Origin of the sequence: Companilactobacillus kimchii DSM 13961 = JCM 10707, from assembly GCF_001435445.1 — a bacterium.
GTDB classification, from domain to species: domain Bacteria; phylum Bacillota; class Bacilli; order Lactobacillales; family Lactobacillaceae; genus Companilactobacillus; species Companilactobacillus kimchii.
In genome coordinates this window covers 1-25,146 of the sequence record NZ_AZDH01000019.1, presented here as the reverse complement: position 1 = coordinate 25,146, position 25,146 = coordinate 1, and the positions used below count along the sequence as shown (strand labels likewise).

Here is a 25,146-nt window from a genome sequence, read left to right as displayed (position 1 = left end):
AACCAGCGCATGATGGAGTCAAAGTCCATTGCCTTACCGCTTGGCTATAACCCAATGAATGGAGGGGAGTGGATTCGAACCACCGAACCCGAAGGAGCGGATTTACAGTCCGCCGCGTTTAGCCAGACTTCGCTACCCCTCCATGAGTTGCTCTGTCTTCATTCGACTTAATAATATTAACGAAAAACCAAGCGCATTTCAAGGGATTTTTTAAAATAATTGTTATTTAATCTAAAAAATGAAGTTTTTTTAGTGTGGCGTAGTATGCCGTCCTCCACAACAAGACCGATTTAGTTGAAACGTAATGGATAGACTGCCGACACCAACATACAAAAAAAAGCCTCAACTGATTTAAAATCAGCCAAGACTCTATATTAATTTTAATTTAGTTAACACCTTGCATAAGCTTCTTGATCTTTGGCACAAACAAAATCAAGATGACCGCTACAACTAGTGTCACAATACCAGTTACACCGAAGAACATAATTTCATTATGTGGGTCCCCCGGATTGTATAGCTTAACAATTTGAGCATTAGCTGCTTGTCCAGCAGAATCAGCTAAGAACCACATACTCATCATTTGACCCTTGAAGGCCTTAGGAGCAAGTTTAGTTGTAGCTGACAAACCAACTGGAGAAATCAACATTTCACCAATTTCAATAATACCCCAACTTAATACTAACCAAAGTGGACTAACTTTTGCTCCTGGTGCAATTCCCATCAAAGGAATGATCAAGACAAAGTATGAAATAGCTGTTGCAACTAATCCCATCCAGAATTTAGATGGTGATGATGGTTGACGTCTACCCAATTTGATCCATAACCAAGCAAAGAATGGTGTATAGATAATAATAAAGAATGGGTTAAGCATTTGGAACAATGGAGCTGATAACTTAAATCCTGCAAAATTAAGGTTTGTTTGTTCAGCGGCAAATAAGGCTAGAACAACTGAACCCTGTTCCTCAATTGCCCAGAAAATAACGGCAGCTAAGAACAAAGGAATATAAGCAAGTACACGTGATCTTTCGACCTTAGTAACTTTCTTACTTGAAATCATCATAATGAAGTAACCAATTGGTAAAGCAATACCAAGAATACTGATAATTGTGATGATGTTATCGATTGTAAAGGCATGAGCAAAAATCATTACAATTACAATAATAGCCAATACCAATACTACAAGAGCAACACGTTGGAAGAACTTAGTACGTTCTTTATCTGTGATTGGATCTGGAGCATGTAAGCTTTCTTCAGGAAGGTACTTACGACCATCCCACCAGTAAACAATCAAACCAATAAACATACCAATAGCAGCTAGTGAAAAACCAGCGTGGAAATTAAATTGATTACTCATAGCATTTACAGCTGGTGGAGCAAACAATGAACCTAAGTTAATACCCATGACATAAATACTGAATCCTGAATCACGTCTTGGATCGCCTTCACTATATAATCCACCAACCATTTCGGATACGTTTGGCTTCAAAAGTCCGGTACCAATAACGATAAGGGCGATTGATGTAAACAGTCCTGTTTCACCAATAGGAAGTGATAGCACAATATGACCAAGCATAATGGCAACACCACCCCAGAAGACTGTTCTTCTGGCTCCTAAAAGTCTGTCACTGATAAATCCACCCAAAACACTAGACATATAAACTAATGAACCATAGATAGACATAACAGAAGCAGCTGTAGTACGGTCCATTCCTAGACCGCCCTTAGTTACAGCATAGTACATATAGAAAAGTAAAATGGCACGCATACCATAATAACTGAATCTCTCCCAAAATTCAGTTAAGAACAAGGTGCGTAAACCTGTCGGTTGACCGAAAAATCCTCGGTCCTTCTTCTCATCCATTAAAAAATTCTCCTCACATTACACAATGATGTATTAATATTAAACTTTCAAAAACTTCATGTCAAAGTTTTTTTAATAAAATTCATAAGAATCCTTTTATAACAACAATAAAAAATAAGAGTCTTTTAAGATAGACTCTTATTTAAATTAGATATTATGTTTAAAAGCCATCGTTGCTTCAACGGCATCTTTCCATCCATCGTATAGATTTGTGCGTACTGATTCTGACATTTTAGGTTGATAAGTTTTACCAGTTTGATAATTTTTCTTGATATCGTCCAAATCTTTCCAATAACCTACTCCTAGACCTGCCATGAACGCAACACCTAAAGAAGTAGTTTCCAATTCAGACGATCTTTGAAGCGATATACCTAAAATATCGGCTTGAAATTGCATGAGATAGTCATTAGCAGAAGCTGCCCCATCAACTTTTAAGACTTCAATTGGAATCTTTGAGTCAGAACTCATTGTTTCAATAATATCTTTCGTTTGATAAGCAATGGCCTGCAAAGTAGCTTTAATAACATCTTTGTCTGTCGTTCCCCTAGTCAAACCGAAGATAGTTCCATGAGCTTCGTTATCCCAGTACGGCGCACCTAATCCGGCAAAAGCTGGTACTACGTAAACTTCATTGTTATCGATTGAACTCTTTGCCGCATCTGAAGTTGCAGGCGTAGAGTGAATTAATTTCATATCATCTCGTAACCATTGTAAAGCCGCTCCAGCGACGAACACGCTACCTTCCAAGGCATACTTAATTTCACCATTTATACCATAAGCAATTGTCGTCAATAAATTATTATCTGACATGGCAGGTTTATTACCGGTATTCATGACCGCAAAGGCACCCGTACCATAAGTATTCTTTACCATCCCTGGTTCAAAAGCCATTTGACCGAATAATGACGCCTGTTGTGAGCCTGTCATTCCGGCGATAGGAATCTCTGATCCATAAAATTGATAGTTCTTCGTTATACCGAAGACTTCTGAGTTAGATTTAACCTCAGGCAGCATTACTTTAGGAATATTAAAGAGTTTTAATAAATCATCATCCCATTGAAGCGTATTGATATTATAAAGCATCGTTCGACTAGCATTAGCACAATCAGTCATAAAACTTTCGCCATCAGTTAATTTCCACAATAACCAAGTATTGATGGTTCCAAATAAAAGTTCACCCTTTTCAGCACGTTCTTGAGCACCATCAACGTGGTCCAAAATCCAACGAATTTTTGTCGCTGAAAAGTAAGGACCAATGATCAATCCGGTTTTTTGATGAATTTCATCTTTATAACCCGCTTTGATAAAATCATTGGCTAATCTAGAGGTCTGACGGCTCTGCCAAACAATGGCGTTATATATAGGAAGTCCAGTTTTTTTATCCCAAACCACTGTCGTTTCTCTTTGACTAGCAATTCCAATTGCCTTAATTTGTTTTGGTTTAATTCCAGAATCAATTAAAGCTGTAGCAATAGTTGTCTGTACAGCATTCCATATTTCATTTGGCTCATGCTCAACCCAACCTGGATTAGGCAAAATTTGTCTAATTGGATGTCTTGCCATCGCTACTTGTTGACCGTTATGATCAAAAATAATTGCTCGGGTCGTGGTTGTTCCCTCATCAATTGCTAAAATATAATCTTTATCCATCTCTAACTCCTAAACAGCAAAAAAGGCGATATTTCGCCTTTATTTAGTTGTCTTATGCTTAAATTTTCTAGTTGCACTAACTGCTTCACGCCAACCTTCATATAAGTAATCTGCGTGTTCTTGATCCATCTCTGGTTCAAATGTAGCACCAGTAGCATATTGTTTCTTAATATCATCTAGATTATCCCAATAACCTACTGCTAGTCCAGCTAAAAATGCAGCTCCCAAAGCGGTAGTTTCCAAATCTTTGGCTCTTTGAACTGGGGTCTGTAAAATATCAGCTTGGAATTGCATTAAGTAGCGATTATTAGCGGCACCGCCATCTACTTTCAAAGTTGGAATATCAATACCAGTATCCTTCTTCATTGTATCCAGAACATCACGTGATTGATAAGCTAATGATTGCAAAGTGGCCTTAATGAAATCATTCTTAGTTGTTCCTCGAGTTAATCCAAAGACTGCACCACGAGCATCAGCATCCCAGTATGGAGCACCCAAGCCTGTGAAAGCTGGTACTACATACACTTCATCTTGATCAGATGAAGCCAAGGCAGCTTCTTCAGATTGAGATGCAGAGTCAACTAAATTCATTGCATCTCTTAACCATTGAATAGCTGATCCTGCCACGAAAATACTACCTTCAAGCGCATAGTAGACTTTATTATTAATACCATAACCAATAGTAGTTAATAAATTATTATCAGATAATTGAGGTTTCTCACCAGTGTTCATAACGATGAAAGCCCCAGTTCCATAAGTATTTTTAACCATACCTGGTTCAAAGGCCATTTGACCAAACAAAGCAGCTTGTTGATCACCAATCATTCCGGCAATAGGAACTTCTGATCCATAAAAATGGTAGTCCTTTGTCTTAGCATAGACCTCAGAATTAGGATGAACCTCTGGTAACATTGCCTCTGGAATATTTAGAATTCGTAAAATATCTTTATCCCATTCTAAGCTGTGAATATTGAAAAGCATTGTACGACTAGCATTAGAATAATCAGTTATATGAGCTGCCCCGCCAGATAACTTCCAAAGTAACCAACTATCAATCGTTCCAAAGAGAAGCTCACCATCTTCAGCACGCTTTTGAGCACCCTTAACATGATCCAAAATCCAACGAATCTTTGTGGCAGAAAAATATGGATCAATCAGCAATCCTGTTTTTTCATGGATCATTTCACCATAACCACGACCAGCTAATTTTTCAGCAATATCAGTGGTCTGGCGACTTTGCCAAACAATTGCATTATAGATAGGAAGACCTGTCGTCTTATCCCAAACTACTGTCGTTTCACGTTGATTTGTAATACCGATACCCTTAATTTGATCTGGTTTAATTCCTGATTCAATAAAAACATTGGCTATTGTTGACTGCACAGCATTCCAAATCTCATTAGCATCATGTTCAACCCATCCAGGTTCAGGAAAATACTGTGTGAACTCACGTTGAGCATCAGCTATCTTGTTCCCCTTTTGGTCAAAAATGATAGCACGAGTACTAGTTGTACCTTCATCTATCGCCATAATATATTCATTGGACATCAAATTTCACCCCGTTTTTAATGTAAACGTTTCATATCAGAATCTTATAACATCTACAGAATTTTGCAAATATTTCGATATTATTTACAAAAATTAGCTATTATATATTTCGTAATTTATCCTTTGATCGAACTATCAAAATAAAACTTATGAACAGTATAACGGCAATGACAGAAACAAGCCAGCCCAGCTTTAACCCAGGGACTTGATAATTTAAAACTACGTCATGTTGACCTTTTTTAAGATTAATCGCCATCAAATTTGAAACCACTTTATTAATTTTAGTTTTTTTACCATCCACATATGCACTCCATCCACTATCATATGGAATACTTAATAATAATGGCGAGTCTTGATCTACATTGATCGAACCGCGAACTGTATCATGGTTCAGATCCGACTTAATTTGTAGAGATCGGCTCTTTAAATTATCTACCGATAAATCAAATTTAGTTTGATCTAAAGATTGAAAATACCGAGGGTTTAATCCCAAAGATCTATCCGTTAGAATTTTTACTTCTAACTTTTTATTTCGTTTGAAATTACCCAAATATAACGTTGCCGCTTTATAAACATTAATTGACGAAGTCTTGATACGCTTGCCGTTAACATAAATTTTAGACTTATCATAATTAAAGGGCGTTACATAAAAATATAACGGTCCCGTTGCTCTCGTAGTTAACTGATAAGTATAGAGTTTTTGATTGCCGACAACACTTTGCTGCATACTAGTTAAGAGTGAATTTTTGAAATATTCGGCACTACTTCCATTCAAAGCTTGCCATAATCTTTCTTGATTAGACAACGCTTGACCAGACTTCATCTTAAAGTCATAGATATTATTGTCAGTTAAAAATCCTAAAGTGGGAGCATTATAGTTCTCTTCTACATAATAATGATTGCCCCACTGACGTACTCGATAATAAACGCCTAATAAAGCATTGGTTAATTTAGTACCACCATAATAACTAATTCTTCTGACATTAAGACTAAAATAGCCTAAATCTTTCATCATTTCCAAAGTATTCTGATTCAATGTCGAACTATACAAACTCAAGCCATTAATGTTGAACAAAATGGGATCATTATAGTTATTATATTTTTCAGGGAAGGCCTTATTTAATCCCGACTTAGAAACAATTATTCGATGTCCCAAATTACTTCGATCTTTCACTTCCTTTAAAATCGTGTTCTCTCGATCAAATTCATTCTGATAAAGAGCTTGATTTCCAAAGTCGGCTGTTGACATTACTGAATTAAAATTAGCAATCACTTCAAAACTAACCATCAAAAATAAAACCAACAAGAAGTTCTTATTACGATTGAGTAATATGAGTGATAGTCCTGAAAGAATGATACAAGCCAGACTCAACCAGAAATAGCCAATACTGTATTTCAAACTGATACTGTCAAATCCTAATTGCTCAATCACCTTAGGTAGAAGCCACTCAGTTAAATAGCCTAAACAAATCAAGATTCCAGCAACACAAGTAGCCTTCGTTATAACGTCTAATTCATTAACTACTCCTCTTTGCCAGGCCTTGCGTGCTATAAAGATACAAGCAAAGGAAAAGATAAAACTATTCCGAAAAGGAAAGCCAGCCGGATTTTGAAACATATGCCACATCGTGTTGAAAGTCGTCACAAACATACTGATTAACAAAATTCCTAATAGAAAAATCGAATTCTGTTTATCACGATTACTAACACGTGAACTAAGATAATAACTTAATAATAAAATCAAAACCGTTGATGTCATGAAAACAGATGGACCATGTTCCAAACGCTGATCAAAACTATTTCCTCCAATCCCCAATTCAGTTAGAGCTTCCAGGCCAAAACGAGCTGACGGTAAATAATTGAGGATATTAAATGAAGTCTTGGCTGTCTTTAACATTCCTATTAAAGTTGGCAATAAAACTACCGCCGAACTTAATCCTGCTAAAACAGAAGAGATCAGGTAACGTCTGATAACTAACCATTTATCCTGTTGATGAAATAGATTATCCTCTAATCCAATAAAGATAAAGAAACAAAGTGAAAAGATACAAAGCATGTAACCTAAATAATAATTAAAGATAATTGAAAATAGAATAGAGAAATAATACAGGACATATTGATGGTGCTTAACGACATGCATCACACCAACAGCCACCAGCGGCAACATAATTAAGGCATCTAACCACATTAGATCATAAAAATACGACGCTACAAACCCACAAAAACTATAAGCAATCGTAAACATCCAATTAGCAATACCCCGCTCTTGAAAGTACTCTTTTAGAAAGAATGCCATCGTTACACCCATTGTGGATATCTTGAGCATAATTAAAATATCAGCCGCAATTGGAATATTCCGTGCACTAAAGAAAACCAATAATAAATTAAAAGGTGACAACAGATAATAACTCATAACCGGAAAGAAATTATCACCTAAAGACTGACTAAACAAATATAAATGTAAATTTCCCGACACCAATTGCCTTCTGAGTTCCGTCAAGAACGTCAAATATTGAGTTCCCAAGTCACTACTCAAAAAATTATTACTGCCAAAAGGAACCAAACCAGTGCAAGCAAAGATAATTGAAATAATAATCAGATTAATAATAAAAGCTCCGAAATAATAAAACACACGACGTTTTGCCATATTCAACTCCCCTTACTAACTATCAAAATAATATGGGATATTAGGCAAGAAGTAAAATTATTGACGTCGAAAACACAAAAAGGGCTTGCTTACGCAAGCCCATGTTATTATTATCGTTTTTCATATTATTTACCTCAGGTCAGTTAAATAGTTATTTGTTTTGAATGGTTGTATTTTTGATTTGAATGTTAGTACTTTTTAATTAGTTTAAAAACTTTTTTTCATTATGAGTTCTGATCATCTTAGTACAAACAGTTGCTAAGACAGATACACCCGTGAGAACAAGAATCGGATGTTTTTTCATAAGCATTCACCTCGTTTTTTGAATAGCCATATTTGACTATGTATACATAGTAACGTGATTTTATGAAAGTAGTTTTAACAAAATAAGAATAATTTATGAATTTTAGAGAGCAGAGCAAGGGTGCCCAACCCACGAGGATTTGCCTAAGTACTGGAATCGCACGCGCACCATGCGGGCAATTCCAGTACTGTAGCAAACCGGAATGGGTTCCCTTGCGTAGCTCGTTTCCACTATATTGTATAGAACAATGGTTATTCCAAAAAAACATACAAAAAAGGCAGCCCGAAAGCTACCTTCATAATCTTCAATTATTCATTAACAGTTGAATCAGCCTTTTCAACAGCAGCACCTGCTAAGGCACTAACATAATTAACAGGTTTGTCAAAGTTAGGTTGGAATAAGAAATCGACCATTGATAATTCATCAATAGTAACTTTCTTTTGAATAGCAAGTGACAATAAGTTAGCTGATTGTGATACATCATACTTACTTGTCAAAGCACCACCAAGTACCACTCTTGTTTCTGGATCCCAGACTAAATTCATCAAAACAGGAGTCGTTGACAACATGAATTCAGGACGATAGTTGTCCTCAAGTGAAACTTCAGCAACGTTCCTGCCCAATGCATCCGCATGAACTTTAGTCAATCCACTAGCCGCATAAGTTCTGCCAAATAATTCAACAGCTGAACTAGCTTGTGTACCCATATATTCAGCAGTATCTTTCTCAATATTTTTACCAACTAAAATACCTTGACGAACTGAGTTAGTTGCTAAAGGAATATATTGATTGTCGCCAGTTGGATTGTAATGAACAGATGCTGCATCACCAGCTGAATAAACATCTGGAATGCTTGTATGCATATACTTATCCACAACTAATGCACCATTTGGCAAAGTTTCAAATTTATCAGCGAACATCTTTGTATTAGGACGGAAACCAACACACATAACGGCGATGTCTGCTTCATAAGTATTCTTATCAGTTTTAACAATTACACTATGATCTGTTTCTTCAAATGACTCTACTTTTTCACTCAAGCCCAAAGTTACACCATTATCAATATAATCTTTTTCAGCTACGGCTGACATATTTGGATCAAGGTTCTTGGCCAAAACATCTGGTAAAGCATCAATCAAAGTTGTTTCTTTGCCTAAAGTAGCATAACCTTCAGCTAATTCTGCACCAATATAACCAGCACCAATAACAATGGCACTCTTGATATCTTTAGCATTTTCTTTCAATTCATTGGCATTAGTCCAGTTCTTACATAACATAACACGATCTGAATCAATTCCTGGAATTGGAGGAATAATTGGAGCTGAGCCAGTTGTAATTACTAACTTATCGTATGGTTGACTAAAAGTATCACCATTTGCTAAGTTCTTCACTGACAATTTCTTGTTATCAAAGTCAATATCAGTTACATCATGTTGCATGTACATATGTGCACCCATATCAGTCAATGCTTCAGGGCTAGCATAGAACATCTTATTAGGATCTGAGACACGATCACTTACCCAAAGTGCAATCCCACAGGATAGAAAAGATAAATTATCGTTTCTTTCAAAAACAGAAACTTCCCAATCTGGATGTTCCTTCAAAATGTTCATTGCTGAAAAAGTTCCTGCGTGTGTACAACCTACAATACTTACTTTCATAATAGACACCGTCCTTTTTCTTATCATTATAATTTATTCACTAATACATTAAAAGCGTTTACAAGATATTTAAAAAAATATATTCATTCTATATAATATCTTGATATTAACCAATAAATTTATTTTTTTAATTCTCACTTCCTCCATATTTGTTGATTATCTTTTACTAACAAAAAATTTATGATACCGCTATTATCCGTCTTTATATTACTTTTGTGATATTAAAAACAAATAAATATTTTTTTCAAAAATGAATTTAATTGTTTAAACACATGTGGTATATTATAAGTGTGCAAGGGGTTTAGATATGAAAATGCAATTCCTTCCTTTTTTAACTCTTAATGAAGGTTGCGATACACATCCTCATATCGTTAACCTATAAAGTTCATTCGTATCAACAATAAAAATTGCCCCCCTCAATCAATTTTTACTTAACAGATACGTTTGTAATATCCCATTACAATAATTTACTTTGAATGCTTTCATTAATTAATTAACAAATCCCTCTCTATTTGATAAATATGGAAACCTCACAAGCATTCATATCTTCCCCTGACACTACTGGTAATGCCGTTACACCACAGTGTGTAACAAAAAACAAGCCCGTCCCCCCAGATGAGCTGTTTTTTTTGCTCATTTTTATTAATTCGAATATAAAGCAATCATATTTCTCAATAAATATCTAATATTAATTTTAAGACAACTTAATTGTCGGAATTAATCAATCATTATCTCTTACAGAACCTTATCTTATTAATATCTTTCCAATTACTTAAAACAAATATTGTGATATTAAAAACAAACAAATAAATTTACAATAATTGAAAATTTATGTTTAAACACATGTGCTATATTTATAACTGTGAAAGGGGATAAGGTATGAATCAATTATGATTCCTCCTTTATTACTTTTGATACACGGATCACGGTACACATCCTCATACCGAGATCTAAACAAACTAATGAATATGGATTGCCCCCTCAATCAATTCGTATTTATTGCGAGTTATCCCAATTACAAATTCAATTTGAATGCTTTCCATTATTAATACCAAATCCCTCAATTTGGAAATTTTATCGAAATCATTCATACCTTTTTCCCCTGACACTACTGGTAATGTCGTTACATAATCGTAACGAAAAGACAAGCTCATCCCCCTCAGATGAGCTTTTTTGCTGTCCAAAATTATTTAATTATTTTAGAACACAATATCGAATTATTATTACTCAATCAATTCATTATTTTATCCTAAAAACAAAAAAATAATTTGTTCTATTTTGAACTGACATGTTTAAACATATATGCTATATTTATAACTGTGAAAGGGAAAAGATATGAGATGCGATTCCTTCCTTTAACTCTTAAAAAAGTTACGATACATCCTCATATCGTTAACTCACAAATTTAAATTCTTAATTGACCCCCTCAATCAATTAAGAAAAATCCCATTACAATAATTTACTTTGAATGCTTTCATTAATTAATTAACAAATCCCTCTCTATTTAATATTTAAAAGAAATTGGAAACCCTCATAAAGCATTCATATCTTTCCCCCGACACTACTGGTAATGTCGTTGTGCATTCGTACAACAAAAAACGAGCTCATCCCCCCTCAGATGAGCTTTTTTTATGTCTAAAATTTTAGGCGATTTAATTATTTGAGGCATAAAAAAATAGGCCTCCAATATAAGAAAGTCTATTTTTTTACATATTTAGTGTTTTGAAGCGCTACTTGTAGCATCAACTTCAGGTTTAATTTCTTCTGTTTCTTCTTTAGAAGCACTAGCTGTTGCATCGACGGATGCCTCAGGTTTCTTTGAAGCACCAGAAGTAGCGTCAACCTTTGCATTTGGATCTGGAACCAACATTTGACCAGTTTGTTTCAAGTACTCATTAACGATAGGTTTCAAATCAACTGCCCATTCGTTAACACCCTTATAACTGCCTTCTTCATCATGCATGGCTTTATAGTAATGCATAACATGGTGATCACTATCGCCTCCAGGAACCGGCATTGAAACTAAATCAGTCTTACCACTTCTCAACATGTGGATAACTTGCTTAACATGCTTGATAACACGTTCTTTACCGGGATGAACTGCGGTTAATGAATCTCCAACTTGGTCAGGTGTTCTCTTAGCTAACATCTTTTCAGTTGGTAAGAAACGATTGTAATAGATAAATTGATTATTTTCATCAACATAGGTCAATTCAATTGGAGTAGTCTTCAACATGTAGTTCAACTGATTAACAGTCAAAAGACCGCTATCCAATTTAACATATGTATCACCTTCCACAGCATTAACTTTCTCAGCAGCTTTATTTAACCAATCAGGATCATCCATATCAACACCTTCTACAGTTGTATCTGTCTTGCCCGTAGCTGATAAATCTTCCTTTTCATAGTCATCAGCATCAATCATATTAATCACCTTCGCAAACTTAATGAATTTCTGTAAAGTCGTATCAAGAAAATCAATAGTACGTTGATCCTTTAAATCACCATTCTCATCAAAAGCTGTTTTAACGTTGCCCAATAAGAATTCATTACCAGGTAAAACAACAGCATTAACTCCTGGTGCTTCCAAAATTTGTCTCAAGTGTAATTGAGCCCGTGATGAACCTTGAGTATGATATGAAGCTCCCACAATCATAACAGGTTTCCCATCAAAAGGATGAATCTCATATGATAGCCATTCGATAACATTCTTCAAAGCAGCTGGAACGGTATGGTTATGCTCAGGAGTAGCAATGATAACACCGTCAGCTGACTTAATCTTGTTACTTAACTTTTGAATAACAGAACTATTTGTTTGGTCGTCATCTTGACTGAACATTGGCACTTGATTGATATCTAAAACTTCAATATCAACAACACCCTCACAATGCTTAGACATGAAATTCAATAATGTGCGATTGTATGATTGGTCAGCGATTGAACCTGCAATACCTACTAATTTCATATTTACCTCTCCTAGTCCTTATCCCAAGAAAATTCTTTGGCTTTTTGTTTGTTAACTTCGTTAGCATTATTTAATTGTTTAGATATATTTACGAAATCCAAGAAATCTTGGAATAGTCCATCTAATTGCTTAATAATCTTTTCATCCTTCAAATCACCATTCTCATCAAAAGCCTGTAACGAGTGACCCAATAGGAATTCTGAGCTAGGCATAATTCTAGCTTTCAATTCTGGTGAATCCAAAATCTGACGTAATTGAGCTTGTGCCCGTGATGAGCCTAGTGAACCATAAGAAGCCCCCGTAATCATAACTGGCTTATCCACAAATGGATGAATACCGTATGATAACCAAGCTAAAGCACTCGATAAGGCAGCCGGAATAGAATGGTCATATTCAGGTGTCGCAATAATCACACCATCAGCGGCTTCAATTTTAGCAGCAATATCTAATGCTTCTTGAGGAACATACTTATCAGCACTCTTCTTATAAATTGGAAGATTTTTGATCTCAACCAACTCAATTTCAGCAGCTGATTGGAAACGTTTCTTCATATACTTCAATAATTCACGATTAGTTGACTTATTGGAATTAGATCCCACTATTGCAATAAATTTATTCATATTAGCAATCACCTTATTTATAATTATCTTACATGTTCATTGTAAATTCGTTCACAATATAAATCAACACAATTTTGGAATTGTTATGATATATAATTGTTATATTTTAAAAAATTTGTCACGTAAACCACTAGTAGTTTGATATTCCAAATCTTTCGTAATAAAAATAGCTTCGACGCCGGGTTGACTTTCAATCAAAGCCAATCCTTTTTCGATGCCTTGATAGAATCCAACAGTCGACCAAATTTCACCATCAATCGATTTATCACTAACAATCGTCACACTGGCAAGATTATTTTTGATAGGATAACCCGTCTTGGAATCAAACATATGATGATATTCATGACCATCAATAACCAGTTTGCGTTCATAAATACCTGAGGTTCCAATTGACTTGGCTGTCGTATGCAAAACACCTAATGACACATCGCGCTTTTCCACAGGATTCTGGACACCAATATTCCACATTTTATCTTCATGAACACTGGGACCAACTAAAAGCACATTGCCACCTAAATCAATAATGCCCGTTTCAACATTCATGCTTAACCACAAAGCCTTGATTTTATCGGCAATATACCCCTTAGCGATTCCTCCCAGGTCAATTTCCATACCCTTTTCTTCCAAAAAGACAGTCTGCTTTTCATCATCCAATTTAATTCTCTCAGGATCAATAATACGTAAACGTTCCTTAATATCAGTATCACTTGGTTTGTTGGCACCTTTGAAGCCTATTTTCCACAACTTAACTAATGGTCCAATCGCAACATTGAAACCTAAATGCTGACGACTAACTAATACTGCTCGTTTGATTAAGCCATAAGTATCAGTTGGTACCGCTACTGGTTTGATTCCAGCTAAATGATTGATTGACATAACTTCAGATTCGTCACGATTGACAGTTAGCTTATCTTCAAAATTTTTAATCAATTCATAAGCTGCGTCCAATTCTTCCTCTCCAGCTGGAGTCGCAACTGTCAGATTGATCAAGGTTCCTAGGGCATAATATTTCTTATTAACTAAACTCATTTTCATCCTCGATTTCAATTCCAGATTTATAAAACGTTCACAATGTCACAATTTAGAGTTATATTAACCATAACACCTTACGGAAATGGAGTGAATGATATGTTTGAGGATTCAAAACTAAATTGGAATGCTACTTATGATGTAATTGTCCTGGGCTTCGGTGGTGCTGGTGCCACTGCCGCTAGATTTGCGGCCGATAATGATGCCAAGGTCTTAATTACTGATTCAGCTCCCGAGGGTCATGAGGGTGGCAATACTCGCTACGCTGGACAAGTTATTTCTTCAGGTGACAATCTCGACGACTTGAGAAAATATTATCAAGATTTGGCCTACCCATTGGCCTATGATCCAGACTTGATGGAAACTTTCATTCAAGGATTGTACAAGATTCCTGATTATCTAGAAAAATATTTAGGTGTAAAACCCTTTGTTATGGGTCAACATCCTGAATCACCTGTTTCCAAAGCCTTATACTTTATGGCTCACGAATATCCTGAATTCAGAGGTCAAGCTACACATGAATTAGTAGCCGTCCATGAAGGAGTGGCCGATTCAGCTTTGTGGAAGAATTTACGTCAACAAGTTCTCGACCGTGCTGATAAAATTGATGTTCTTTATCAAACACCTGCAAAGCATCTAATTCAAAACCCAGAAACTAAAGCAATCGTTGGGGTTCAAATTGAACGTGATGGTAAATTGTTAAACGTAAAAGCCAACAATGGTGTCGTAATGGCAACTGGTGGTTTTGAAAATAATCCTAAGATGATTGAAAATTACTTAGGTGAAACTAGTTTGAATCCAATTGGTTCTCTCTACAATAAAGGTATCGGAGTCAAAATGGCTAGCGAAGTCGGTGCCCAACTTTACAACATGAACAATTATGAATCATACGGTATTTTCCATGGGTTGACACCTAAACCTGCTAAGGGCCAACGTTCACAATTTTTGCCATTTGATTGGCCTGCTTTCCATCAAGGCAGCTTAATTGTCGTTGGTGATGATGGGACTCGTTACTTTGATGAAAATGAAATTCACAGACACGGTCATATTCAAGATCACGGCAACTGGAGAATCCCTCTAGCTCAACGTCATCCTTACGTTGTTTTTGACCAAAAGAAGTACGATGAATTATCTAACGATAAAAATGCTCCTTACCCAGAATTCTTGAAAGCTGTCGTTAAGGCTGATAATCTTGAAAGTTTGGCGAAAGTTTTGGATGTCAACGTTGATAAGTTGCAAAAGACCATCACAGACTTCAATTACTTTGCTGAACAAAAGCGTGACTATGCTTTCAATCGTGATCCCGAAACTTTAGCTGCTTTTGACGATGGCCCATATTATGCTCTAGCAATGGTTCAAGGTCTATTGAATACTCAAGGTGGTCCGGTTCACAATTCTCATGCTGAAGTGGTCGACAATGATGATCAAATAATCCCTCATCTTTATGCTGCTGGCGAATTAGGTAGTTTGATGGGACGTCAATACAACGGTGGTAGCAATTTAGCTGAAAACTTAATCTTTGGTAAGATTGCCGGTGAAAATGCTGCTAGTGTTAAACCTGAAGTTGACGTCACAAACGTTGATGCCCAAACTTCAGCCAGCATTCATGAAGAAGGACTTGGTTCCGATATTGCTGAAGAACACTTCGAAACAAAAGATAATCAATATATCGGTAAATCCACTGCCGGTATGGGTAACGAAATTGTTGTCCGTGTCACAGTTGATGACGACAAAAATATTCAAGATATCGAAGTTTTGAAACAAAGTGAATCCGACGACTACGGTTTGAAAGCTGTCGAAGAACTTCCAAAGGAAATCGTTGCTAAGAATTCTATCGATGTCGATACTGTTTCTGGTGCTTCAGCTTCAAGTAAAGCCATTAAAGAAGCCGTTCAAAATGCTTTAAATCAAGTTAAATAAAAAAAGCCAACAATATAGGTTTAATTGTCGACTTCAATTTCATGAGCTAACCTCTTCAGGTTAGCTTTTTTGTTTATTTTTTATCAAAAAAATGGAGAAACACGTTTGTGTTTCCCCTGGGAGGTATTTCTCAATTCATTATCTAATACAGTCATTATATAATTAATGCGAGCAAATTTATATAGCTTATGGAAATTTATAACATTTTTTTGATATTCTTTGATTCGTAAAATAATCTTCTTTGAAAAGGCATACATATGAATATTCCTAAATTAAATACAGCGTCTTTTGAATCACCTTCTGCCTACATATTGTAGTATTATTAATAAAAAGGATAGCAATATGTTTGGTTAGAAACTTCGCTATGACCGTAGTAACCAACCTATATATAGAAGAAAAAATCACCTACCAAAAACTTATAAACAGTTAAGATATTGCTACGGAGTACCCTACTTAGGGGATTAAATCATAGGGAGACTAAACAATGATTGTAAAAATAATAGTCATTTTACTTATCGTTTGGTTTACTGGCGTATTTATTCACTGGCTAATATTCGATACTAAATTGGGCAAACATTCTTACACGAATAAGGAAACAAATGATAAGCACATATCACTTACTATTCTGAGTGGTTATCAATTTGGTAAGGGAAATACACTATTTAAAGACAAGAACAATAATTATTATTTCGATTCAAATAAAACAAGGCTCAAATTAGACCATATTGTATGGGACGGATTTAACTCTCAAATATTTGAGGTCAGACCGGAAACACAAACTATTAAATCCAAACACGTACTTGGAAGATCCCTAGTTGGTGGCGCTCTTGCTGGTGTTCCTGGTGCTTTGATAGGCGGGACTACTTCAAAAAAAACAGTTAAAACAAATAAATCATTGACTACAACTACAAGAGAACCCAAACCTGTTAGCCTACTTTTTACAGAGATAGAAAGTGATAAACAAGTTATCACAATTATTAGTATTTCAAAATTCAATAGTAATAGCACTTCAAAACTTGATAAGTTAGAATCCTTTACAGGGTTAAAACATGAATGGAGTTTTGATATTAGTGATTAAAAATAAATCATTATATACGGGGGATTATTATGAGAAGTGAAAGAAATATGAGACGAAGAAAACATAAACCACCTTTCTATAAAAGATGGTGGTTTTGGCTGATAATCGCTATTTTCATAGTTGGTGGAATTGGAAACATTGTCGATCCTACTGATGATAGTGAGCAATCGTCTACAAAAGAATCTCAAGTAAAAAAGGTCAAAAAAAATAAGCAGCCCCCTAAAAAGAAGGCTGCTAATAAAAAAACTTTAAAGAAGAAAAAATCTGCAAAAGTAGAACCTTCTAAACAGGTCAAAAAAGCTACTGTTCCACAAAAGAAATACCCTACAAAAACATCTTGGGACTTCAATGCAATTAGTCTTGGAATGACTAAAGAACAAGTAAAGTCTATTTTGGGCGAACCGTCAGAAACTACTTTTACGGGTAAATTTAAATATGGTAATGACACACTTACCTTCGTTGATAACAAGCTTTATGATGGAACCCCTGAAAATATAAAGCAGGCAGCTATTAATCGTGATAAACCTGAAAAATTAAAGGCATTTGCCAAATCATTTGGTCTTAAAGATGCTGAAACTGTTCAAAAAATGGTTGGTTCAGCATATGCTTCTAAATATATTGATGGTCAAGGAATGACATATGCTTGGTCTACCCAATACGGTACACTAATGCGTGTTGATAATACTGACGATAAAATAACCACAGTTTATTTGTACAACAAAGACACACAAAGTCTTGGAGAAATTTTATATCAAGGTCAAACAATTTTACAAAAGCCTAAAAATTATTATTACTATAATTAAGCCTTAGTTGGCTTTTTATTTTTAGCACCAAAAGAACATATGTGCCCCTATGACTGATATAAAAAACAAAAATAGCAGTTTAAACTTACAAATTTTAAGGAAGTGAATGGCTATGGCTTCAATAACAAAAAAAGACAATGGGCAATGGCTCGCTAGATGTCATTTAGAGATGATGACTCAAACAGTTTCAAAACAAAATCAGGCAGTTTTAAAACCAAATCTCAAGCCAGCGAATGGGCTAGAAAACTCGAACTAGAAAAAAGCAAATCTAACCTTTCAAAAAAAGACATTAGTTTTTATGATTATTATTCAAATTGGTACGACACTTTTAGAATCACTAATGTTTCTATCGGAACCATAAATAGGTACGAAAATACTGGCAATTTAATAGCGGACTTCTTTAAAGATGAGCGCTTAATTGATGTTACAAAAATTGAATATCAGAAATTTATTAATGAGTATGGTAAAGATCATGCCAAAGCCACAGTTACACGTGTAAACTCATATATCAAAGCTATGTGTATGGAAGCAATTGACGAACAATTAATATATAAAGACTTCACTAGAAATATAAATTTGGTGGCCGGCAAACCCACACGTAGCAGCCAAGCCAAATACTTAGAATCAGATGACTTTGAAGCTTTAATAGAATACGCAAAAACTCACTCTAGTCTTAGCAACGTCTCACTTTTTGAAATATACTTTGTCTGTGAAAGTGGTGCTAGATATGAGGAATCTGCCGCCCTGCCGCCCTTACATGGGATTGCGTTGATTTTAAAAATGATACAGTTACCTTTGATAAGGCTTACTCGATTCAAACTAAGAAACTGAAATCAACAAAAACCACAGCTTCATATCGAACCATTAAAATATCTAAGTCGTGCATGAATCGACTAGCCGAATTAAAAAAAAAGCAATCAAAATATTATAGTGATCATGATTTTGTAGATGAAGATCAATTCGTATTTAGAAACTATCGTCTTGAACGCCCTTACCAATACCGCATGTAATAAAAAGCTTAGAGAGTCACTTGACACGCTTGAAATTGATAAAAAAGTTAGATTCCACGATTTAAGACATACTCACGTCTCTTACTTGATTGCTCATGGTTTTAGCATTCTATATATATCTAAACGGATCCGGTCATGCCAATCCTGAAATCATGTTAAAAGTTTATTCTCATCTGATGGAATCAACTGTTAAAAAGGAAAATAACAAAATAGATAAAATATCTAATTAGTGTTCACGATTAGTGAACACTTTTTTTAGCCGTACAAAGTCCGTGCAAACTCTTTTGAAATTATACGGTATTTTAGTAAAACAAAAAAAGACTAAAACCAGTATTATCAATGGTTTCAGCCCTTTTTAACTTTATATGAAATCAACTAAATGCCGTGTGCAGGAGTCGAACCTGTGACCGCCGGTTTACGATACCGATGCTCTACCAACTGAGCTAACACGGCAAGAAAAAGAAATCCTATAAAAAAATACATCTAATTCAAATGAACTAGATGTATTTCTATTGAAGACACCTAGGATTTCCTAAGTATTTATAACTCCGGATGTCAGACTCGAACTGACGACACCCTGATTAACAGTCAGATGCTCTACCAACTGAGCTAATCCGGAATAATTCAATAGCTCTTTAACAGAACTATTAAATCTTATCAATCTATGGCGATTGAGTCAATACTTATTTAGCATTTTCTTTAGTAATTTTTGTAATTCCACCCATGTATGGTACCAATACGTCAGGAATTGTAACTGATCCATCTTCATTTTGGTAGTTTTCAAGGATAGCAGCTACGGTACGACCGGCAGCAAGTCCTGAACCATTCAAAGTATGTGCCAACTTTGTCTTACCATTTTCGTCACGATAACGGATATGAGCACGACGAGCTTGGAAGTCAAGACAGTTTGAACAACTTGAAACTTCACGATACTTGTCTTGAGCAGGCATCCAAACTTCAAGATCATATGTCTTAGCTGAACTGAAACTAGCATCTCCACTTGAAAGTACGATAACGTGATATGGAAGTCCTAATTGTTTCAAAATGTTTTCAGCATTAGCTGTCAATTTTTCCAGTTCATTGTATGATTCTTCTGGTTTTGTAACCTTAACCATTTCAACCTTATTGAATTGGTGCATACGAATCAAACCACGAGTATCACGGCCGGCACTACCTGCTTCTGAACGGAAACAAGGTGTTAGAGCTGTAACGTACTTAGGTAAGTCTTTTTCATTCAAAATCTTGCCGGCAAAGTAGTTTGTCAATGGTACTTCAGCTGTAGGAATCAAAGTCAATGGGTTTTCATCAACCATAACTGTATAAACGTCTTCAGTAAACTTAGGGAATTGACTTGTACCAAACATGGCATCGTTGTTTACCAAGTATGGAGGGATAACTTCTGTATAGCCTTCTTTTTGGTGTTGATCCAACATAAAGTTGTAAACAGCACGTTCAAGTCTAGCACCCATACCAATGTAGTAAACAAAACGTGAGCCAGCAACTTTAGTAGCTTGTTCAAAGTCTAGGATTCCTAGTTCTTCACCGATATCCCAGTGATGACGAGGTTTGAAACCTTCCTTAGGAATAGCACCGACTTTACGGATTTCAACGTTAGTACTTTCATCAGGTCCAACAGGAACTGAATCATCAGGAATATTAGGTAGACGAACCAAGATATAATTCATCTTTCCTTCCGTTTCTTCAAGTTCAGCATCCAAGTTCTTAATATCTGAACCAACTTGCTTCATAGCAGCAATTTCATCACTGGCATCTTCTTTGTTACGTTTCTTAGTAGCGATACCTTGAGAAACTGTGTTTCTCTTTTCTTTAAGTGTTTCACTCTTAACTAAGAGTTCACGACGTTTGCTGTCATAGCCAAGCAATTCATCGATTTCATCACTAGTTACTCCACGTGATGCTAACTTGTTTTTGATCCATTCTGGATCTTTTCTAATCAATTTGATATCTAACATTGAGATTCTCCTTTTTGATTTTTGGCTTGAGAGAGTTTGTACTCTTTTTTGGTTTGGGGTGAAATTCTTTTGTTTGATAACCATTGTTCTATTTTTTATAGTGGAAACGAGTTACACAAGCCAGATTCCTGTGCTTTGCCTGACTTCACAAATCGCCTGCTTCGCAGTCAATTCGCAAAGTCCTGCAAATGGAATCTAAGCAGCTTGTTCCACTCTCTATTCCGAAACGAGCTTCGCAGGCCAATTTCTTCCGGTTTGCTACAGTACTGGAATTGCACGCATGGTGCGCGTGCGATTCCAATACTTAGGCAAATCCTCGGAAATTCCCGGGCCTGCTCCGCTCTCTACAAAAAAAGGCCGATTCATCCCAATAAAGGGACGAATCGACCATTCGCGGTACCACCCAGTTTCAGCGTACGCAAATACACTGCACTTTCAGACTTTATCGGATCAACCCGAACGGCATTACCCGTTGCCAGAATGCTGGAATAAAAGCCTTTGCGATTTTCACCAACCATCGCTTCTCTGAAAGGTTTATGAGTAGGCACTCTCTTAGCGTTATATTCATTTCTAATAATAATTTAAACTAACTTAAATATCAATAGCGGTTGTGTTTTTGTTCATGTTTTACGTCAATATCCTCTAGTTTCAAGAACTTAGTCTTGTATCTGAGCTTGTAGTAAAGCCAACATACGAACAAAATAATCAATCCACTATAACTGATCAATAATCTTCCGATATTAAAATCTACCATTGATCTTACATCCTGTCCCAAGATAATAATAATTCCTAAGACAATGGCCAAAATTGGTCCAAATGGGAACCACTTTGCTTTATAACGGAGATCGTCTAAATCGTATCCTTTATACAAATAAGCTTTTCTGAAACGATAATGTGAAAAGGCTATTCCTAACCATGCAATAAATCCTGTTAGTCCTGATGCTGCAACTAACAATTCATAGAATGAATCACCATATAAACTTGTAAATAGAGCGATGGCTCCAACTAAAGCTGTTAATAATAGTGAAAAGACTGGAACTCCTCGACCATTTGTCCTTTGAAAGGCTTTTGGTGCCATGCCTTGCTTACTCATTGACCAAAGCATACGACTGGCAGCATATAATCCTGAGTTAGCAGCGGAAATAACTGATGTCAAGATAACGGCGTTCATTACCCCAGCAGCCAGTGGAATACCAACTTTTTTAAAGACAATAGTAAATGGACTGATAGCAATATCACCAGCTCCTGAACCTAACAAGTTAGGACTTGTATAAGGAATCAAGGCGCCAATAACAGCGATTGACAATATGTAGAATAACAAGATTCTCCAGAAGACTTGTTTAATAGCCTTGGGTATACTCTTCTCGGGTGTAGCAGATTCACCTGCAGTAATTCCGATCAACTCGGTACCTTGGAACGAGAATCCAGCTACAACGAATACACTTAGAATTGCCGGTATTCCACCAACAAATGGTGCTTTCTTGTAAGTATAATTAGTTAAACCGACAAAATTTTGATTGCCTAGAACACCTAAAATACTCAAGATACCAACAATCAAAAAGATAATTACAGCGGTAACTTTAACTGATGATAACCAATATTCAGTTTCACCAAATGACCCAACTGAAATAAAGTTAATTACTAATAAAAGAATCATAAAAGTTAAACTTATTTTCCATGACGTCCAACTTGGGAACCAATACTTAACAACTAAAGAAATAGTTGATAAGTCTACCGCTAAGGTAATAGCCCAGTTAAACCAATAATTCCAACCTAAAGCAAAGCCAAAGGCTGGATCAATAAATTTGGTTGCGTAAGTTGCAAAAGAACCAGAGACCGGCATATAAGTAGCCATCTCTCCTAAACTTGTCATCAAAAAGTAGACCATGATACCGATAGCCACATAAGCTATCAGAGCTCCTCCAGGTCCTGCAGTTGAGATCGAAGAACCACTGGCAACAAACAATCCAGTTCCAATCGAACCTCCTAACGCAATCATTGATAGATGACGAGTCTTTAACGAACGACTCACATCATTATTTTCCATCTTTCATTCCCCTTTTATCTGGACATAAAAAAAGTCCCTATTATCAGAGGAACTACTGACAATAAGGATTATAATTAATTATCCCAATAATCAATAGCTCAACGTCTTTCAAAAAATAAGAATCTCATTCTCTGAACGTACGACAGTCTACCACCTATTAAGTAATAGCCCAATCAACTTTATCAAGTAGGGATAAAATGATTTCGGCAACTTTTCCTTTAATGTTTTTTCAAGGTACCCTATCGTACTCCAAAACACGACTAATAAAAATTGCGCCTCTATCTGATTACAAAATATTATAAATAAATGTTAAGATAGTAGCAAGTAGTGTTTCTTATATTTATTAATCTTTTTAAATTAACAATTTAACATTGCCGGGGGAAACAAACATGTTGGAGCAAATTTTCTTAGTTAAGCAAGACGTAGAGAAATATCGAATGCTAACTGTTATTAAGTCGCTACCTCCTCGTGAAGTAAACTTGAGTAATATTAGTAGTAGATTACAATTTACGTACCAAAAAACATATAACATTTTCCAAGCACTGCTAGAAGATTTTGCCGATGTCGCCCCTGATATCGATCCTAGTGACACTAAGATTGAGTCAATCGACTTTAGTAAAATTTCCATTGATACTTACCGCCTATACTTAGTTAAGAACTCGGTAGTTTTTCAAGCCTTTAATTATGGCTTGACCAGTGCTAATCCATCCTTTGAGAGTTTCAGTAATGAACACTTCACTAGTAAATCCACTCTCAATCGTCGAATGTCTAAATTCAGAGCCTTCCTCAAGAACTTTGGGCTTAAAATCTCCAATTCAACCCTAGAGATTAAGGGTAATGAAAAGAATATCCGATGGATGGCTTATTATGTCTATTGGTACACTTACCATGCCCAAGAATGGCCTTTTAGCCTCATTCAAGAGAACTCGATTGACCAAATTATTACCAAAGCAGGAATAACTTTTGATAATCCCATTGTGCATTTTCAACTGAAATATTTCTTGGCAATATCCAGAATCCGTTTGATCAAACGTAATTATATTGAGGATTTACCATATTACAACGTTGTCTTTGATAATCAACAACTAGGTGAGGAAATTTTAACTCACGATGATTATCCAATTGTGCCATTAGATGCTTTACATAATGAAAACAAGCTGATCAATCTCTTTAGAAAGACAGCCTTTCAACCCAGTGACACCGCCTTTGAACAACCAATCAATGCCAATGCTCGTATCAATCCGAAATTCTATGCGCTCGTTTATCACTTTATAGATTTCCTTAAAGAGCATTATCATGATGATATGGCTGTTTACCATAACCAAAAAACTTTGAAACATATTATGACTTATGTCACCCGAGATATTGTTTTTTATTACATCATGGCACCATATTCTTTAATGCATCTCGATACAATGTACGCTGAGGGCAATGAACAGTCATACACGGACTTATACAAGGACGTCTATACCTTCTTCTCAAATGTTGATCAAAATGAATTTCCGGGCATTTATAACGCAGCTGAGCTGATTTCAAAAGATCTATATCAGATTTTACCAAGTTATATTTCAACTATCCGTGAAGAAGATTTCATTCGAGTTAAAGTCCTAATTGATCCTGGTAACCAAGCCGCTGAAGTCGTTTTAAGAACAGTTCGTAATCTCGAATTCGTCGAAGTAGTTCCAAGTAACGTTTACGATGATGTCGATGTCTTAATTACTTCACTAGATGTCTTACCACTAGATATCGAAAGAAAGAAGTATCCCGAAAATCTAAAAGTTATTTCCTGGGATATTTCCTCCACACGACCAGACTATATCTGACTGTTGATTCAATTGAATCAAATCTACGTCAAAAAACTTAAAAATAAAATTATTACAAATAAGAAGAAAAAAGTTTTATAAAGAAATAGACGAACTCATCATCGAGTCCGTCTATTTTTTTACAACAAATTAATTTAAATCGAATTATTCAGGGTCTAAGTCAAATCGTATTGGTAAGACCTTTTACTAAGAATCATACCTTAATTG

The 25,146-nt window shown here is 35.6% G+C and carries 16 protein-coding genes, 3 tRNA genes and 1 riboswitch; of the genes, 5 read left to right on the top strand and 14 right to left on the bottom strand.

Annotated features, from left to right (window positions below):
* Positions 1 to 59: 59 nt before the first annotated feature.
* The 10 genes from FC97_RS09685 to FC97_RS09640 form a co-directional block, all read right to left on the bottom strand.
* Positions 60 to 142, bottom strand: a tRNA-Tyr gene (locus FC97_RS09685).
* A gap of 243 nt (positions 143 to 385) precedes the next feature.
* Complete coding sequence (locus FC97_RS09680; protein ID WP_054643150.1) at positions 386 to 1,861, bottom strand: peptide MFS transporter; 1,476 nt, start codon at positions 1,859 to 1,861, stop codon at positions 386 to 388.
* 147 nt (positions 1,862 to 2,008) lie between these two features.
* Positions 2,009 to 3,511, bottom strand: a complete 1,503-nt coding sequence (gene glpK, locus FC97_RS09675) for a glycerol kinase GlpK (protein WP_054643149.1) — start codon at positions 3,509 to 3,511, stop codon at positions 2,009 to 2,011.
* 39 nt (positions 3,512 to 3,550) lie between these two features.
* Complete coding sequence (glpK, locus tag FC97_RS09670; protein WP_054643148.1) at positions 3,551 to 5,059, bottom strand: glycerol kinase GlpK; 1,509 nt, start codon at positions 5,057 to 5,059, stop codon at positions 3,551 to 3,553.
* Between the two features lie 100 nt (positions 5,060 to 5,159).
* Positions 5,160 to 7,706, bottom strand: coding sequence for a YfhO family protein (locus FC97_RS09665; RefSeq protein WP_054643147.1), 2,547 nt, complete (start codon positions 7,704 to 7,706; stop codon positions 5,160 to 5,162).
* Positions 7,707 to 8,318: 612 nt separating this feature from the next.
* The gene (locus FC97_RS09660; protein ID WP_054643146.1) at positions 8,319 to 9,671 is read right to left on the bottom strand and encodes an FAD-dependent oxidoreductase; all 1,353 of its coding nucleotides are present in this window, start codon (positions 9,669 to 9,671) and stop codon (positions 8,319 to 8,321) included.
* Positions 9,672 to 10,630: 959 nt separating this feature from the next.
* Complete coding sequence (locus FC97_RS09655; protein ID WP_054643145.1) at positions 10,631 to 10,819, bottom strand: hypothetical protein; 189 nt, start codon at positions 10,817 to 10,819, stop codon at positions 10,631 to 10,633.
* Between the two features lie 566 nt (positions 10,820 to 11,385).
* Positions 11,386 to 12,636 (bottom strand): NAD(P)H-dependent oxidoreductase, encoded by a 1,251-nt coding sequence (locus tag FC97_RS09650; RefSeq protein ID WP_054643144.1) that lies wholly within the window; start codon positions 12,634 to 12,636, stop codon positions 11,386 to 11,388.
* 11 nt (positions 12,637 to 12,647) lie between these two features.
* Positions 12,648 to 13,256 (bottom strand): NADPH-dependent FMN reductase, encoded by a 609-nt coding sequence (locus FC97_RS09645; protein WP_054643143.1) that lies wholly within the window; start codon positions 13,254 to 13,256, stop codon positions 12,648 to 12,650.
* A 99-nt stretch (positions 13,257 to 13,355) separates the two neighbouring features.
* Positions 13,356 to 14,285 carry an FAD:protein FMN transferase gene (locus FC97_RS09640; protein ID WP_054643142.1) on the bottom strand — a complete coding sequence of 310 codons (930 nt, stop codon included), beginning with the start codon at positions 14,283 to 14,285 and terminating at the stop codon, positions 13,356 to 13,358.
* Between the two features lie 99 nt (positions 14,286 to 14,384).
* Between FC97_RS09640 and FC97_RS09635 the strand changes: the two genes are divergently transcribed.
* From FC97_RS09635 to FC97_RS09620, 4 genes are all read left to right on the top strand, one after another.
* Complete coding sequence (locus FC97_RS09635) at positions 14,385 to 16,205, top strand: FAD-binding protein (RefSeq protein ID WP_054643141.1); 1,821 nt, start codon at positions 14,385 to 14,387, stop codon at positions 16,203 to 16,205.
* Between the two features lie 484 nt (positions 16,206 to 16,689).
* Positions 16,690 to 17,283, top strand: a complete 594-nt coding sequence (locus FC97_RS09630) for a hypothetical protein (protein WP_054643140.1) — start codon at positions 16,690 to 16,692, stop codon at positions 17,281 to 17,283.
* Between the two features lie 29 nt (positions 17,284 to 17,312).
* Positions 17,313 to 18,086, top strand: coding sequence for a hypothetical protein (locus FC97_RS09625; RefSeq protein ID WP_054643139.1), 774 nt, complete (start codon positions 17,313 to 17,315; stop codon positions 18,084 to 18,086).
* Between the two features lie 156 nt (positions 18,087 to 18,242).
* Positions 18,243 to 18,917 (top strand): tyrosine-type recombinase/integrase, encoded by a 675-nt coding sequence (locus FC97_RS09620; RefSeq protein ID WP_054643138.1) that lies wholly within the window; start codon positions 18,243 to 18,245, stop codon positions 18,915 to 18,917.
* 559 nt (positions 18,918 to 19,476) lie between these two features.
* Here the strand turns inward: FC97_RS09620 and FC97_RS09615 are convergent.
* From FC97_RS09615 to FC97_RS09600, 4 genes are all read right to left on the bottom strand, one after another.
* Positions 19,477 to 19,549: transfer RNA gene (locus tag FC97_RS09615), tRNA-Thr, on the bottom strand.
* Between the two features lie 93 nt (positions 19,550 to 19,642).
* Positions 19,643 to 19,715, bottom strand: a tRNA-Asn gene (locus FC97_RS09610).
* A gap of 64 nt (positions 19,716 to 19,779) precedes the next feature.
* Entirely contained in the window at positions 19,780 to 21,069 is a 1,290-nt protein-coding gene (gene serS / locus FC97_RS09605; protein WP_054643137.1) for a serine--tRNA ligase, read from the bottom strand.
* Positions 21,070 to 21,667: 598 nt separating this feature from the next.
* Positions 21,668 to 23,116 (bottom strand): amino acid permease, encoded by a 1,449-nt coding sequence (locus FC97_RS09600; protein ID WP_054643135.1) that lies wholly within the window; start codon positions 23,114 to 23,116, stop codon positions 21,668 to 21,670.
* An 86-nt stretch (positions 23,117 to 23,202) separates the two neighbouring features.
* A riboswitch (Lysine riboswitch) is annotated at positions 23,203 to 23,405 on the bottom strand.
* 100 nt (positions 23,406 to 23,505) lie between these two features.
* On the opposite strand from FC97_RS09600, the gene FC97_RS09595 reads away from it, so the two are divergent.
* Positions 23,506 to 24,939, top strand: a complete 1,434-nt coding sequence (locus FC97_RS09595) for a helix-turn-helix domain-containing protein (protein ID WP_082397549.1) — start codon at positions 23,506 to 23,508, stop codon at positions 24,937 to 24,939.
* Positions 24,940 to 25,146: the final 207 nt, after the last annotated feature.

Coding starts and splice junctions, on each gene's coding strand:
- FC97_RS09680 (WP_054643150.1), bottom strand. CDS start 1,861: ATGGATGAGAAGAAGGACCGAGGATTTTTCGGTCAACCGACAGGTTTA.
- glpK (WP_054643149.1), bottom strand. CDS start 3,511: ATGGATAAAGATTATATTTTAGCAATTGATGAGGGAACAACCACGACC.
- glpK (WP_054643148.1), bottom strand. CDS start 5,059: ATGTCCAATGAATATATTATGGCGATAGATGAAGGTACAACTAGTACT.
- FC97_RS09665 (WP_054643147.1), bottom strand. CDS start 7,706: ATGGCAAAACGTCGTGTGTTTTATTATTTCGGAGCTTTTATTATTAAT.
- FC97_RS09660 (WP_054643146.1), bottom strand. CDS start 9,671: ATGAAAGTAAGTATTGTAGGTTGTACACACGCAGGAACTTTTTCAGCA.
- FC97_RS09650 (WP_054643144.1), bottom strand. CDS start 12,636: ATGAAATTAGTAGGTATTGCAGGTTCAATCGCTGACCAATCATACAAT.
- FC97_RS09645 (WP_054643143.1), bottom strand. CDS start 13,256: ATGAATAAATTTATTGCAATAGTGGGATCTAATTCCAATAAGTCAACT.
- FC97_RS09640 (WP_054643142.1), bottom strand. CDS start 14,285: ATGAGTTTAGTTAATAAGAAATATTATGCCCTAGGAACCTTGATCAAT.
- FC97_RS09635 (WP_054643141.1), top strand. CDS start 14,385: ATGTTTGAGGATTCAAAACTAAATTGGAATGCTACTTATGATGTAATT.
- FC97_RS09630 (WP_054643140.1), top strand. CDS start 16,690: ATGATTGTAAAAATAATAGTCATTTTACTTATCGTTTGGTTTACTGGC.
- FC97_RS09625 (WP_054643139.1), top strand. CDS start 17,313: ATGAGAAGTGAAAGAAATATGAGACGAAGAAAACATAAACCACCTTTC.
- FC97_RS09620 (WP_054643138.1), top strand. CDS start 18,243: ATGTCATTTAGAGATGATGACTCAAACAGTTTCAAAACAAAATCAGGC.
- serS (WP_054643137.1), bottom strand. CDS start 21,069: ATGTTAGATATCAAATTGATTAGAAAAGATCCAGAATGGATCAAAAAC.
- FC97_RS09600 (WP_054643135.1), bottom strand. CDS start 23,116: ATGGAAAATAATGATGTGAGTCGTTCGTTAAAGACTCGTCATCTATCA.
- FC97_RS09595 (WP_082397549.1), top strand. CDS start 23,506: ATGTTGGAGCAAATTTTCTTAGTTAAGCAAGACGTAGAGAAATATCGA.